The organism is Rhizobium sp. CNPSo 3670, assembly GCF_057784555.1.
Genome location: NZ_JBXSOL010000016.1, coordinates 51,213 through 64,492, shown reverse-complemented (window position 1 = coordinate 64,492; position 13,280 = coordinate 51,213). Strand labels below are relative to the sequence as shown.

14 protein-coding genes and 2 pseudogenes are annotated in these 13,280 nt (G+C 60.2%); 8 read left to right on the top strand and 8 right to left on the bottom strand.

Annotation, left to right across the window (positions count from 1 at the left end):
* Positions 1–56: 56 nt before the first annotated feature.
* Positions 57–776, top strand: a complete 720-nt coding sequence (locus AC13QO_RS18135; RefSeq protein WP_285195679.1) for an MgtC/SapB family protein — start codon at positions 57–59, stop codon at positions 774–776.
* Between the two features lie 21 nt (positions 777–797).
* Here the strand turns inward: AC13QO_RS18135 and AC13QO_RS18130 are convergent, their stop codons facing one another.
* The 3 genes and pseudogenes from AC13QO_RS18130 to AC13QO_RS18120 form a co-directional block, all read right to left on the bottom strand.
* Positions 798–983, bottom strand: a complete 186-nt coding sequence (locus AC13QO_RS18130; protein ID WP_085778495.1) for a DUF3008 family protein — start codon at positions 981–983, stop codon at positions 798–800.
* A 79-nt stretch (positions 984–1,062) separates the two neighbouring features.
* Positions 1,063–1,296, bottom strand: coding sequence for a DUF2171 domain-containing protein (locus tag AC13QO_RS18125; protein WP_011425758.1), 234 nt, complete (start codon positions 1,294–1,296; stop codon positions 1,063–1,065).
* A gap of 125 nt (positions 1,297–1,421) precedes the next feature.
* Positions 1,422–1,775 (bottom strand): annotated as a pseudogene (locus AC13QO_RS18120) (DUF2955 domain-containing protein); the annotation flags it as partial.
* A gap of 429 nt (positions 1,776–2,204) precedes the next feature.
* Here AC13QO_RS18120 and AC13QO_RS18115 point away from each other — a divergent pair.
* Together AC13QO_RS18115 and AC13QO_RS18110 are read left to right on the top strand one after the other, a co-directional pair.
* A complete protein-coding gene (locus AC13QO_RS18115; RefSeq protein ID WP_085778497.1) occupies positions 2,205–2,405 on the top strand; it encodes a hypothetical protein in 201 nt (66 codons plus the stop codon).
* Between the two features lie 282 nt (positions 2,406–2,687).
* A complete protein-coding gene (locus AC13QO_RS18110; RefSeq protein ID WP_041678677.1) occupies positions 2,688–3,707 on the top strand; it encodes a GlxA family transcriptional regulator in 1,020 nt (339 codons plus the stop codon).
* A gap of 30 nt (positions 3,708–3,737) precedes the next feature.
* Here AC13QO_RS18110 and AC13QO_RS18105 read toward each other — a convergent pair whose 3' ends face one another.
* Both AC13QO_RS18105 and AC13QO_RS18100 read right to left on the bottom strand, forming a co-directional pair.
* On the bottom strand, positions 3,738–5,069 hold the full coding sequence (locus tag AC13QO_RS18105) for a diguanylate cyclase (RefSeq protein WP_488541436.1): 1,332 nt from the start codon (positions 5,067–5,069) through the stop codon (positions 3,738–3,740).
* Between the two features lie 183 nt (positions 5,070–5,252).
* On the bottom strand, positions 5,253–6,083 hold the full coding sequence (locus tag AC13QO_RS18100; RefSeq protein WP_085778499.1) for a response regulator: 831 nt from the start codon (positions 6,081–6,083) through the stop codon (positions 5,253–5,255).
* A 456-nt stretch (positions 6,084–6,539) separates the two neighbouring features.
* Here AC13QO_RS18100 and AC13QO_RS18095 point away from each other — a divergent pair, with 456 nt between their 5' ends.
* Entirely contained in the window at positions 6,540–7,523 is a 984-nt protein-coding gene (locus AC13QO_RS18095) for a squalene cyclase (protein WP_488541435.1), read from the top strand.
* Positions 7,524–7,688: 165 nt separating this feature from the next.
* Here AC13QO_RS18095 and AC13QO_RS18090 read toward each other — a convergent pair whose 3' ends face one another.
* Positions 7,689–8,213: a DUF6428 family protein gene (locus AC13QO_RS18090; RefSeq protein ID WP_488541434.1), complete on the bottom strand. Its 525-nt coding sequence runs from the start codon at positions 8,211–8,213 to the stop codon at positions 7,689–7,691.
* Positions 8,214–8,255: 42 nt separating this feature from the next.
* Between AC13QO_RS18090 and AC13QO_RS18085 the strand changes: the two genes are divergently transcribed.
* The 4 genes and pseudogenes from AC13QO_RS18085 (at position 8,256) to arsC (ending at position 10,255) form a co-directional block, all read left to right on the top strand.
* Complete coding sequence (locus AC13QO_RS18085; protein WP_085778501.1) at positions 8,256–8,612, top strand: ArsR/SmtB family transcription factor; 357 nt, start codon at positions 8,256–8,258, stop codon at positions 8,610–8,612.
* Complete coding sequence (locus AC13QO_RS18080) at positions 8,609–9,139, top strand: arsenate reductase ArsC (protein WP_488541433.1); 531 nt, start codon at positions 8,609–8,611, stop codon at positions 9,137–9,139. The genes AC13QO_RS18085 and AC13QO_RS18080 overlap by 4 nt, the downstream gene beginning before the upstream one ends.
* A pseudogene (locus AC13QO_RS18075) lies at positions 9,139–9,839 on the top strand (MIP/aquaporin family protein). Before AC13QO_RS18080 ends, AC13QO_RS18075 begins: the two are co-directional and overlap by 1 nt.
* Positions 9,836–10,255 carry an arsenate reductase (glutaredoxin) gene (arsC, locus tag AC13QO_RS18070; protein ID WP_488541432.1) on the top strand — a complete coding sequence of 140 codons (420 nt, stop codon included), beginning with the start codon at positions 9,836–9,838 and terminating at the stop codon, positions 10,253–10,255. Before AC13QO_RS18075 ends, arsC begins: the two are co-directional and overlap by 4 nt.
* Before the next feature lie 27 nt (positions 10,256–10,282).
* Here arsC and AC13QO_RS18065 read toward each other — a convergent pair whose 3' ends face one another.
* Positions 10,283–10,549, bottom strand: a complete 267-nt coding sequence (locus AC13QO_RS18065; RefSeq protein WP_085778505.1) for a hypothetical protein — start codon at positions 10,547–10,549, stop codon at positions 10,283–10,285.
* A gap of 112 nt (positions 10,550–10,661) precedes the next feature.
* Entirely contained in the window at positions 10,662–13,187 is a 2,526-nt protein-coding gene (locus AC13QO_RS18060) for a mechanosensitive ion channel family protein (RefSeq protein ID WP_285195687.1), read from the bottom strand.
* Positions 13,188–13,280 lie beyond the last annotated feature (93 nt).

The following is a 13,280-nucleotide window of genomic DNA, read 5'->3' as shown; positions in this document are numbered from 1 at the left end:
GAGGAACGAATGCTTGGCCGGCAGCGAAAGAGCGGCAACACAGTCGGGATCAGACCATGCCTTCGTTCCTGACGGAAGCGATGCCGCTCACGCCAAGCTGGTGGGAGATCGCCTTACGGATGATATTAACGGTGATCGCAGGCGGACTGATTGGCCTCGATCGCGAGCGCGGCGGTCACGCGGCGGGCTTCAGGACTACGATCCTGGTGGCTCTTGCCGCCTGCCTGGCGATGATCCAGGCAAACCTCCTTCTATCGACCTACGGAAAAACCTTTAGTTATTTCACTCAGATGGACGTGCTGCGCTTTCCCCTCGGCGTGCTGACGGGCGTCGGCTTCATCGGCGGCGGCGCCATCCTGAGGCGTGGAGACACGATGACCGGCGTCACCACGGCCGCGACCATGTGGTTCATGACCGTCGTCGGTCTCTGCTTCGGCGGCGGCCAGATTCTGACCGGAACGGCAGCGACCGCGGTCGCCTTCATTATCTTGTCGCCGATGAAGCAGCTGGACATGTGGCTGCGTTGCGAACAGAAAGCAACACTCGTCATTCACAGCTCCGAAGCCGAGTTGCCGGAACTGTCGGAGGTGCTTGGACCGTTCGGTTGCGCTGCCCAATTCGTTTCTTTTGGGAAGACCAGCGAGGGCCGCCCTGGCGTCACGTTCGAGCTGCGATGGATGGCCAAAGACCGTGACGGCTCCGCCCGCGCGATTTTCGATGCCCTATCAGAGGCCTATGACGTCGCAGGATTTTCGATGCTTTCGACCACGACATAGGTCTCGCCGGGTCTTGAACGATCATTTGGAGACATGCTCGGGTTTGCCCTTGGTCTTGGTCGACGCGAATTCCTCGAGCTGTTTTTCACTCATGGATTTTTCCATCTGCTTCGAAGCGCCCCTGAGTTCCTTCTTCGGCGTCTCTCCGCGTTTGGCTGAAAGTGCGGCACCTGCCGCTTTCTGCTGGGCCTTAGATTTGGCTGGCATTTCGATCTCCTCTCGTCCGGACGAGGAATGAGGCCCCTTGCAGGAGGAGGCCGCAGCCTAAGCCGCAGCCTCTCGCTCCTCAATTGATGGTGGCCCACTGGCTGCGGACATCCCGGGCATTCTTCGACAGGTGAACATGGGCGTCGACGTGATCGACCCAATCGAGTGGAATCAGATGATGTTTGCCGTCCTCCGAGTCGGTTTTCGTCAACTTGATGCGGGTCGGACCGTCAAGCTGATCCACCGTTCCGACGTGAGTGCCGTCGGCAGCCCGCACTTCCATATGTTCACGGATCTGATCTGCGGAAATCATCGTTTCCTCCTTGCATCAGTGGCAGTTACCAAGCGGCAACGACGTGGGAGGGACATGGTTCCAAAGCTTTTTGCAGCACGCTTACCGACATGAGCACGGCTTTCTGTGGGCGATCGACATTCGACTTAAGAGCGGCCTGATGCAGCCGGCTTGCTTCCCTCTGCCAGCGGCCACAGAATCGTCGGTAGGAGCAGCGCATCGATCAAGGCTGCCGCGACATAGGCAATACGGCTCGCCAAGGATTCCGCGGCGCTGCCCGGCAGCGGAGATACCCTGATACCGAACAGGATAAGGAATATCCAGGACGCCCGCGAACACGCGAGCGTCCTTCGAGGGAGCGGCAGCGCGCCCTCCGACGAGCAGGGCGACGACCACCAGAATCAGGAAAATAGAGAGAAGGCTTGGGCGCAGCGATAGCGCGGCATATGCAACGGGGGCAGCACGCCGCTGAAGAGATTGACGAACACCAGTCCAATCGCCGCTATTTGGCTGTGGTTCGGCATGTCCGCTCCGTTGGGGCTATCGGGAGTGAGGGCAAGGCCCGAAGGCTCAGCGCCGTGCTATGCCGTTGTGCATCTCTTTAAGAAGATTAGGTGCCGTTCGTCGCTAAGACCTAAAGTTCATAAATCCGTGACGCTGGTCTCGCCGCCGACACGCAGCGAGACATTCGATTTTGAACCTAGAGTGTAAGCGCATGCCGCTTCGCAAGGTCGCCAGCTGTCCTCTATTCCCAACAGTGCTCGCCGTAGGCCATTGTCGGAAGGCGCTGAGATTGTTCAATCTCTTTGATGCTATCCATAAGCTCTATTCGTTTGAATGATGAGTTCCCGACGCCCATATTAACTGCGTGGACATGGACGATCCTCCCATCGATGACCATGCCGCTGACTTAGGAAAGGAACTGGATAATGACCACGCTCACCTATCGGGGTGGTGGCAAGACCCTCCCCTCCGGCGAAGGCCGCTTCGATCTGGGCCACTACGCCCATAAGCTCGTGCTTGCCTGGACGCGCTGGCGGACCGCCCGTGAAATTGAAGCCATGCCGTTTGACGTCCGCAAGGATATCGGCTGGCCGAGCACCGACGACAGCAAACACCGGACCATGTAATGAATGCGACATTCCTCCTGAGATGAGGGCGGCGTCTGCCTCGCGCAACGCCGCCTTTTTCGTACACGCTGTGCAGTGCCCCGCCGTCTTCAGTCTCGAATTTCAGCCGTCTGTGAGCCTTGTTTCTGCCCCGACCGGCGATGTGACCGGTCAAATTCCGGTCAATGTCGCATATTTGCTCTTCTCGGCCGCATTTTTCCATGCCACTGTCGCTTTTAGGACATCGGCGCGACGCATTCCGCGCAACGAATATGTCATCGCCCCTCGAGCATGGATTTCGCTATGAACAGGATGCAGATCAAGAAGCGCTCACTGGTCTTCTTTATGGTACCGCAATTCACCATGCTGCCCTTTTCGGCAGCGGTGGACACCTTGCGCATCGCCAACCGCATGCTCGGCTATCAGGCCTATACCTGGCGGCTTGCCTCGGTCGACGGAGAAAAGGTCTATTCCTCCTGCGGCATCGGCATCGAGGCGAATTCCTCGCTCGCCGAGGAACGCCGGCATCTCGGCGGCGAAAACCGTCCCGGCATGGTGCTCGTCTGTTCCGGCATCGATATCGAGGAATTCAACAACAAATCCGTCAATGCCTGGCTACGCGAATGCTACAATCGCGGCGTCGCCGTCGGCAGCCTCTGTACGGGCGCGCATGTGCTTGCGCAGGCCGGTCTTCTGAACGGCAAGCGCTGCGCGATCCACTGGGAGAACTTGCCCGGCTTTTCCGAAGCCTTTCCGCAGGCAGAGGTCTATGCCGATCTCTACGAGGTCGACGGCAATCTCTATACCTGCGCCGGCGGCACCGCCTCGCTCGATATGATGCTGAACCTGATCGGTGAGGATTTCGGCGAAAGCCTGGTCAACCGCATCTGCGAACAGCACCTGACCGACCGCGTGCGCAACCCGCACGACCGCCAGCGCCTGCCGCTGCGCGCCCGCCTCGGTGTGCAGAACGCCAAGGTCCTGTCGATCATCGAGCTGATGGAAGGCAATCTCGCCGAGCCGCTGTCGCTGATCGAGATCGCCGATGGCGCCGGCCTCTCCCGACGCCAGATCGAACGGCTGTTCCGCCAGGAGATGGGCCGTTCGCCGGCCCGCTATTATCTCGAAATCCGACTTGACCGTGCGCGCCACCTGCTGGTTCAGTCCTCGATGCCGGTTGTCGAGGTCGCCGTTGCCTGCGGCTTCGTCTCGGCCTCGCATTTCTCCAAGTGTTATCGCGAACTCTACCACCGCTCGCCGCAGCAGGAACGCGCCGAGCGCAAGATGACCATGGCAACGGCAAGGCAGGCCGTTGCGGCGTGAGGCTGATGACGCCGAGTAAGCGCAAGCAACCTACTGCGCCGCCTCCTCCGTCATCTTGGCGTCGGAATAGACCTGGTTGCGGCCGCGATGCTTGGCCATGTAGAGGAACTGGTCGGCGGCGTTGAGGTAGTTTTCGAAGGTTTCGTAACTGCCAATTTCGGCAATCCCGATCGAGATGGTGACGCCGAGTTCCTCGTCGTCGGCCGTTACCTTCAGCAGCGAAATATCCGAGCGGATCTCGTCGCAGAGCTTGGTGGCGGCGGCCGAATCCATCTGCGGGAACAGGATGGCGAACTCCTCGCCGCCGAGGCGCGAGAGCAGGTTGTCGCTGCTATCGAAGATCGTGAACAGCCTGTTTGCAACCGCCTTCAGCACCTTGTCGCCGATCTCGTGGCCATATGTGTCGTTCAGCCGTTTGAAATGGTCGATATCAAGAATGGCGACCGAGCTTGGCACTTTCAGCCGCAGGCATTCGTTCACCAGCTTCGGGCCATTGTCGTAGAAATAGCGGCGGTTATAAAGGCCGGTGAGATAGTCGCAGGCTGCAGCGGCCCTCAACTGGCGCATCTGCGCCAGTGTTTCCGCATTGTTGGCGATGCGGCATTGAAGCTCCTCGGCCACGAAGGGCCGATAGACGAAATCGCTGGCGCCGGCTTTCAGGAAACTCGCGGACAGCATACGATCGTTGGAGGAGGAGACGCCGATGACGCGTAACCGGTCTGAACCGAAGCGATGGCGGATGCGCCGCGTCAGCTCGTAACCGCTCATGTCGGGCATGTGATGATCGGTGACGACGAGTTCAATATCGCTATAGGCTTCGAGCGCCGCCAGCGCCTCGAGCCCCGAGCTTGCCTCGACGACCAGATATTGCTGTGCCTTCAGGAGATCAACGAGAACCTGGCGTACCGAGACCACATCGTCGACGACGAGCACCCGGGTTTTGCGGTTGGAGATCGCGCGGCGGACGGTGGCGACCAGATTGTCGAGCGCGAACTCATTGTCTTTAAGCACGTAATCGATGACATTGCGCTCCATGATCTTGTTGCGCGTGTTGAGATCGAACGTGGCGGTGAAGACGATTGCTGGAATATCGTGCTCGATCGTACAGTCGAGCGCCTCGCCATAAGGTGAATCCGGCAGGTTGAGATCAACGACGGCCATGGTGTAGCCGTGACCGTCTTCGGCAAGTTCCCTGCGAAGCGCTTTCAGCGACGAGCAGGATTTGACGGCAAGGCCAAGTTCCGTCTGGAACCGATGACAAAGCACGGCGGAAAACATCCGGGAATCTTCAACCAGAAGTATCTTGAGCCCGCCGGAACGCAGCCCAAGCCCATCCCGCTGAAAATCCGCCTGAAAAGCCACAGCCGCTACTCCCCCATGCGCCTGACGAGCTCGACTCGGCCCAGCCTACGGTGCGGCAGACGATAACCGAGACCCTCGTCCACGTGAAGGGGACAAATACTAGGATTACCTGTAATTGCAAAAATCCGGCACCCTGCAGCGGCCGCCACGGGCTTCATCTCAACCCTGATCCTGGAAGAGCCATCAGGCAACTGCCCGCTCCTTGCGCATGGACTGGATCTGCAGCAGCGTGTCGAGATTTTGGTTGACGCGGCAGTAGAACTCCTCGTCGATGAAGGGACGCAGCATGAAATCGTTGCCGCCGGCCTTCAGAAACCGCGCCGAAAGCAGCCGGTTCGAGGACGAGGAAACACCGATGATGCGCAATTCGTGCGAGCCGATATGGGCCCGGATACGCCGCGTCAGTTCGAAGCCGTCGATATCCGGCATATTGTAATCGGTGATCATCAGGCCGATGTCGCGATTGGACTTCAGGATCTCCAGCGCCTTGGCGCCATTTTCGGCGGTGCTCACTCGGAAATTATAGCGCTTCAGCCGGCTCGACAGCAAGGCGCGCGCTGTCGCGCTGTCGTCGACGATCAGCACGTGATGGCGATGATTGGTCAGGAACCGGCAGATCGACTCCGCCAGAAGGTCGACGGCGAAAATATTGTCCTTGAGGATGTAGTCGACAATATCCTTGGCGATCAGCTTGTCGCGCATGCCCTCATGGAAGGTGCCGGTAAAGACGATGGTCGGGATGGAGAGGTCAACCAGATATTCCAGCGCTTCGCCGTTTTCGGCACCGGGCAGGTTGATGTTTGAAATCGCCAGCGTGATGGGATCGGACGATTTGTCATAGGAAAACTGCAGATCCTCGAAGTTACGGCAGATCTCGACATCAATGTCGAACAACTCCTTGAGACGTTTGCTGATCATCGAGGTGAATACGTTTGAATCTTCCGCGACGATAATACGCGCGCCGGCAAACATCTCTCCGGAATATTGCATCCCCGAAATACCCAAAAACGCCATGGTAAACCTTTAAATTAAAATCCGTCCCCAGCCGGAACTGATACATCAATTGATTTGACTAATTATTAATCGGCACGTCCCGATATAAAACGAAGAAGCGGCCCGGTGAGATCCCCTTTGTTGACAAAGTCTCCTCCGGTCATGCTCGGCCTCGTGCCGAGCATCTGGCCACAGCGATTGCTTGACGTGAAACCATTTATTCTCAGACACTTAGTGAATGTGAAACAGATCATCGAGAGGACCGAGGATGACGCCCGGGGTTCTGCGCGTCACCAGCCTTGACCGCCGATGGGCCGCATCCAATTTCTTGCAGATATGATTGAGGATCAATGCGGCAGCGGTGGATATGGGTACTGGTCGTGCGTGTGAAAGGCCCACCCCGCCCCGTCGCGCTGGCAGCACGCGGTCAAAGCGATTATAACAGGTTACCGACCGTTCCGCCGAAGAGGTCCGCCCATGACCAAACCCGACCCGATGATCGAATGGCTTCTCGATTCCGACCCCTCAATCCGCTGGCAGGTGATGTGCGACTTGCTTGACGCCCCGGAGCCGGAATGGATGGCTGAGCGAGCCAAAGTGGAGACCGAAGGCTGGGGCGCAAAGCTCCTCTCCTTTCAGGACGACGATGGACAATGGGCAGGCGGCGCTTTTCTACCGGCCGATTTCGATCCTCGTGAGTGGCGCGAGCACGGCCAGCCCTGGACGGCCACGACATTTTCGCTGTCGCAACTGCGAGAGTTCGGCCTCGACCCGTCATCGGAACGCGCCAGACGCACAGTCGCATCGCTCGGTGCCAGCGCCCACTGGGAAGAAGGCGGCCAGCCTTACTGGGAGGGTGAAGTCGAGGAATGCATCAACGGCCGGACCGTCGCAGACGGGGCCTATTTCGGCATCGACGTCTCCCGCATCGTGGAGAGGCTCACCGACGAGCGCCTCGACGACGGCGGCTGGAACTGCGAACGAGCCCGCGGTTCCCTTCGCTCCTCTTTCGCCAGCACGATCAATGTGCTGGAAGGCTTGCTCCAATTCGAAAGATCCACGGGCGGCACGCCCCAGTCCCGCGAGGCGCGCAGCACCGGCGAGAAATTCCTGCTCGAACGCAATCTCTTCCGCCGCCTCGGCACCGGCGAACCGGCGGACGAACGCTTCCTGCGCTTCCTCCACCCCAATCGCTGGCGCTACGACACCCTGCGTGCGCTCGATTATTTCCGCTCAAGCGCCATGTTGACCGGCGCCGATCCCGATTCACGTCTCGGCGAGGCGATCGGCCACCTTCGCTCAAGGCGCTCGAACGACGGCCGATGGCTGCTGGACTGGACCTTGCCCGGGCGCGTCTGGTTCCATGTCAACGAGGCTCAAGGCCAGCCGTCGCGCTGGATCACACTGCGGGCGATGCGGGTGCTCAGATGGTGGGATAGGCAGGCATCAATCAGACACTGACGGCAAACCCAGCGAACGCAGGAAGCGCGCCTCGATCTTCTGCAGCAATTCCCAACGTACCACACGGTGAAGCGGACGACGACGACATTAAATCGGCGAGTTCCATCTACATGCCGGCGCTCAGTCATGAAATCTTCACATCGCCCGCGCGAAGTCTCATGCATTCTATGCGCAGCAACCGCTCCCTGCGGCTGGCGGTCCGCAGCAAGCCGTCGTTTTCTTGTTTTCTTCGGCCAGCCAGCGGTCGCGCGGCTTACAGCTTGCCGGCCGCGGCGATAACTCGACATGCACTGCGCCGGCCCGCGAAACCGGCATCGCCGCGCAATAAAGCCGCATCGGCCCCACGCCGTCGCTGACCTCGAAGGTCAATTTGGCTGAACCGTCGAGTTCAACATGCTCCGTCACCTTGCGGATGATGGAGTAAAACTTGCCGGCCGGCAGGTGAGTGCGGTCGCCTTCCTCGATATCTAACAGCTGGATGAAGATCTCAGTCCATGCCTCGGGATTGGCGCCGCAATCGAGGCCCGAGAATTGGCCCGCCTTGACCTCGGTGATATGATAGCCCGGCTTCACCGGCCGACCGTCGTAATAGAAAACCAGTGGCGCGTCCTTGTCGCCGGCGAGCGCAGTGAGCAACAGGCCGAGATTGATGTCCTCGGCATGGATTTTCGAATTGTCGATGGCGTTCATTTGCGCTAATCCTTGTTTCAATTATTCAAGGATTATTGAAATATGGATCAACGTCAAGCCCTCGCCGCCTTCGGCGCGCTTTCGCAGGAAACGCGCCTTCATATCATTCGCATGCTTGTCGTATCGGGTCCCGAGGGATTGGCAGCGGGCATCATCGCCGAAAGAGCGGATGTTTCGCCGTCCAACGTCTCCTTCCACTTGAAGGAGCTGGAGCGAGCTGGCCTGATAACCCAGCAGCGGGAATCCCGCTCCATCATCTACACCGCCAACTACGAAGCGCTTGGCGGCCTGATCCGTTTCCTGATGGAGGACTGTTGCGGCGGAAACACGCAAATCTGCGCGCCCGCCGTCGCCATCGCCACATGCTGTGCGTCTGCAATCAAGGAGGAACTGCAATGACCGCTGACCGTGTTTACAACGTGCTTCTTCTTTGCACCGCCAATTCGTCCCGCTCAATCCTGGCCGAATCCATCCTCGAGACCGAAGGCAAGGGCCGATTCAGGGCCTATTCCGCCGGCAGCCAGCCGAAGGGCGAGGTCAATCCCCTGGCGTTGAAGGAGCTTGCGGCACTGGGTTATCCCTCGACCGGCTTCCGCTCGAAGAGCTGGGACGAGTTCGCCAAGCCCGACGCACCGGAGATGGATTTCATCTTCACCGTCTGCGACACCGCCCACGGCGAAGCCTGCCCTGTCTGGATCGGCCATCCGATGACCGCTCACTGGGGCGTCGAGGATCCGGCCGCCGTCGAGGGCAGCGAGGTCGAGAAAGCCCACGCCTTCGCACAGGCCGCCCGCTTCCTCAAGAACCGGATCATTGCCTTCCTCAGCCTGCCGCTGTCGTCGATCGACAAGTTGGCACTGGAGCAGCACCTGCGCCAGATCGGCGGTATGGAAGGCACGACCGCGAAACCGGCGAGGGACGGCTGATGGCGCCGTTCGATCTATCACGCCGGCTGGTCGCAGAGGCGCTCGGCACTGCAATGCTTGTCGCAACCGTCGTCGGCTCCGGCATCATGGCCACATCGCTGACTGACGATATCGGCCTCGCTCTCCTCGGCAACACGCTTGCGACCGGCGCGATCCTGGTGGTTCTGATTACCACCCTTGGACCGATCTCCGGCGCACATTTCAATCCGGCCGTCTCGCTGGTCTTCGCCATGTCGCGTTCGCTGCCGAGACGTGATCTGGGGGCTATGTGCTCGCGCAGATCGCCGGCGGCATCGCAGGGACGATCGCCGCTCATCTGATGTTTGCGCTCCCCCTTCTGGAAATATCGAGCAAGGTCCGGACCGGCGGCGCGCAGTGGCTTTCCGAAGGTCTGGCGACCTTCGGCCTGGTCGCGGTCATTCTCGCCGGCATCAAGTTCGAGCAGAAGGCGGTGCCATGGCTGGTCGGTCTTTACATCACCGCCGCCTACTGGTTCACCGCCTCGACCTCCTTCGCCAATCCGGCCGTTGCGTTCGCCCGCTCACTGACCGACACATTCTCCGGGATTCGCCCGGTCGATCTTCCGGGCTTCTGGATCGCTGAAATCCTGGGCGCGGCCGTCGCTCTTTTTCTGTTCACCTGGCTGCTGCAGTCAGCCGAGACATCCTCATCGAGCCTGCCATCAGAGGCAAAGCTATGAACGTCACCATCTACCATAATCCCGGCTGCGGCACCTCGCGCAACACGCTGGCAATGATCCGCAATGCCGGCATCGAGCCTGATATCATCGACTATGTGAACAACCCGCCATCGCGTGAGGAGCTGGCGAGAATGATCGCCGATACCGGTCTCACCGTGCGCCAGGCCCTTCGCGAGAAAGATACGCCTTATACCGAACTCGGCCTCGACAATCCTGATCTGACTGATGACCAGCTTCTCGACGCCACGCTGGCGCAGCCGATCCTGATCAACCGGCCCTTCGTCATCACGCCGCTCGGCACGCGCCTGTCGCGACCGTCCGAGGTGGTCCTGGAAATCCTGCCGGAGACGCACGAGGGTGCCTTCACCAAGGAAGACGGCGAGAAGGTCCTGGATGCGGAAGGCAAGCGCGTCTGAGCCGTCCAGCCTGACAGGTCCGCAATCCTACTTGACGACCGCCGAGCCTTTGACGATGTCGATCGTCTCGCCGCCATCGAGCCCGATCCGGTCGCCGTCGGGTGTGGTCATGAAGCAGCCGGAGGAACAGAGACTTTCGGAAGCGCCGGCATCGACCACGACTTCGACGCGCTGTCCACCCTCGGTGATGACGAGCACCACGGCGGCAGGATCGGTATTCGTGATGGATGCGGCATTGACCGCGGGCGCGGCAAGCAGCGGGACAAGCAGAACGGCGGCAAATCTTGCCATCATGTGCGGCGGCGCTAACGCGCCCTCCCCTCGAAAGATCGGTGCTGCCCTCGGCAGCGATCCCGATGGAAGGGATCATGCACATAGACCTGTGAATGATGGCTGAATAAGCTGTTCAGCTCTCCGCTGCGCGCCCGCGCAGCTGGCGCACCGGCCGCACTTCTTCCTCCACTGGTCTATTCTCGGAATTCTCATGGCCGTCCGCATGTTCCTTAACCGCATGGGGAAGGACGGAGGCAGCCTCCCGATGGATGGTAAGGTCGCTCTGTGGCAGCGGGATTTCTATGCCTTCCGCCTTGAAGCGCTTGAGGATATCGATCCTGAGATTGTTGCGCACCGTCAGGCCGTCGCCCATGTCGGCGAGGAAGAAGCGAAGCTCGAAATCGAGCGAATAGGGGCCGAAGCGCAGGAATTCGACATGCGGCTCGGGATTGCGCATGACGAGCGGTATCTTCGCCGTTAACTCTAAGAGAATATCCATGACCTTTTGCGGATCGGCGTCGTAGCTGACGGAAACCGGGATTTCCGAGCGACCGATCTTGTTGCGGTGCGTCCAGTTGCCGACGAGGCCGTTGATCAGTTCCGAATTCGGCACGATGATCGCCTGCTTGCGGAAAGTCTCGATCTCGGTAGCGCGCACCGAAATGCGCTTGACGATCCCTTCGGCCGTGCCGGAGACGACGTGATCGCCGACCTTGAACGGCCGCTCGACCAGCAGGATCAGGCCTGACACGAAGTTGGAGACGATGTTCTGCAGGCCGAAACCGATACCGACCGAAAGCGCCGAGGCGACGAGCGCGAAGCTCGACAGATCGATGCCGGCGGCGGAGACGCCGATGATCGCCGCAATGCCGACGCCGAGATAGCCGATGCCTGTCTTCACCGAATTGCGTACGCCAAGATCGACATGGCTTCGAGCCATCACATTGCCGTCGAGCCAGCGCTGCAGCCAGCGAGTTAGCAGGTAGACGCCGGCAAACAGCAAGATGCCGGTGCAGATGCCGAGCAGCGAAATGCTGATGCCGCCGAGCTTGACCTCGGTGAACAGCCGGTAGGCGATCAGCTGCAGGTCCTGCACATGGAAGCCCCAAAGCAGCAGGATAAGCGGAATGCCGACGAGCAGCGCCACCGCATAGATGGCAAGGCCGACGAGCAGGCCAACCTGATCAATCGCCACGGGTCCGAGGTTGAAACGGCGTGTCAGGAAGCGCGCGAAGAAAGTATCGCCGAAGCTCTCCTGCCGAGATATCGCCTTGCCGGAGAGCAGACCGACATACATGGTGGCAACGACTGCGCCGGTGATGATGAGCTGTGTGGCGACGAAACGCGCCAGCCCCACATAACCCGCGAGCGCTGAAACGATCAGGGCAGTGCCGACGACGCGTAGGATGATTGCCATGCCGCGCGGCCAATGTCGGCCCGGCGCGTCGGGATCACCGTTCCTCGCCAACATCGGCTTGCCGAAGGAGGCTACGATCAGGATGATGCCGATGATGAGCGCGGCGACCAGGCTTCTGACCACGGTCAGCACCAGCGGCGAGCCCATCGCTTCGCCGATGCTGCTGAAGAGATAGTCGAGTCCGTTGATGACTGCCATCGCCAGCAGGCAATAACCGATTGAGCGCGCGCCCAGGTTGGAAAGCTTGACCAACCGCCAGCGCGGTTCGTGCGGCGCGAAGATAGCATTGACGAAGCGGCCGACGAAATAGACCAGCCCGATCGTCCCGAACAGAGCGCCGATGACGGGCGCGATATCCGGCCGCAGCACGTTGAAACTGTTCAGGAAGAAGAAGGACGTGACGAGCAGCACCGAGAGCGCCAGGGTGCGGATCAGCGTCGACCAGAAGGCGATCGACAGCCGGCCGATATAGGACGGGTTCTCGACAGCCTCGTCCCGGCGCAGATATGAGCCGAACAGCCGGTAGCTGCCGGAAAGCAGAATGAGTGCCGAAGCGAGCGACAGGAAGATCGCCGCAAAAAGCGGGAAGCGCTTGAACTTCCAGACGAAAGTGGCCCAGCTCGACAGCGCCGTGGCAAATTCGCCAGTCTCCCGCACGAAGGCAGTCGCCGCATCGTCGAGGACGGAGACCGAGATTTCGGTGCGCTTGAAGAGCGTATCGGCAAACAGCTGCCGCCGCATCTCGATGATCTCGTTCATGAGCTTCGTCACCGCGATCGACAGGTTTTCCGCATCGCCCGTCACCGCGTTGATCTGCGCGCGCTCGGCGGCGAGCGCATTCCGCTCGTCCGTGACGATCTGCGCCTCGGGAGGCTGCCCATCCTTCGGGGGCTCGCCGATCTCGGCCAGCCGGTTCTTGATCTGGTCGAAACGCGGCCTCAGGTTGACCGATATGGTGATGACGGCGCGGCTGAGCTCGTCGGCCTTGGTTGCAAGCCCGACCAGCGCATCGTCATTATCGGCGTTCGCCTTGACGCTGTCCTGAAGTGAGCCAAGCTGGACCTTCGCCTTCTCGATCTCCTTCGCCGCCTGGGCGGAAGGCGTATCGACAAGCGACGCCTCTGCTGCTGCCCCCTGCGGCTGCGGTTCCTGCGCGAAGGCTGCTGCGCTCTCGAAATGCGCACCGGCGAGCGCCAGCGTCACGAGAAGAATGGTGCGAAGCAGGATGGATCTCAGCCGCAAAAAAGCCTCCGAAAAGGTTGTCATCGAAATTGAATGCTCGCTTTTCATCGCAAAGAAAGGCGACAGAAAGGCGGGAGATGCCTAAAGCGCCCT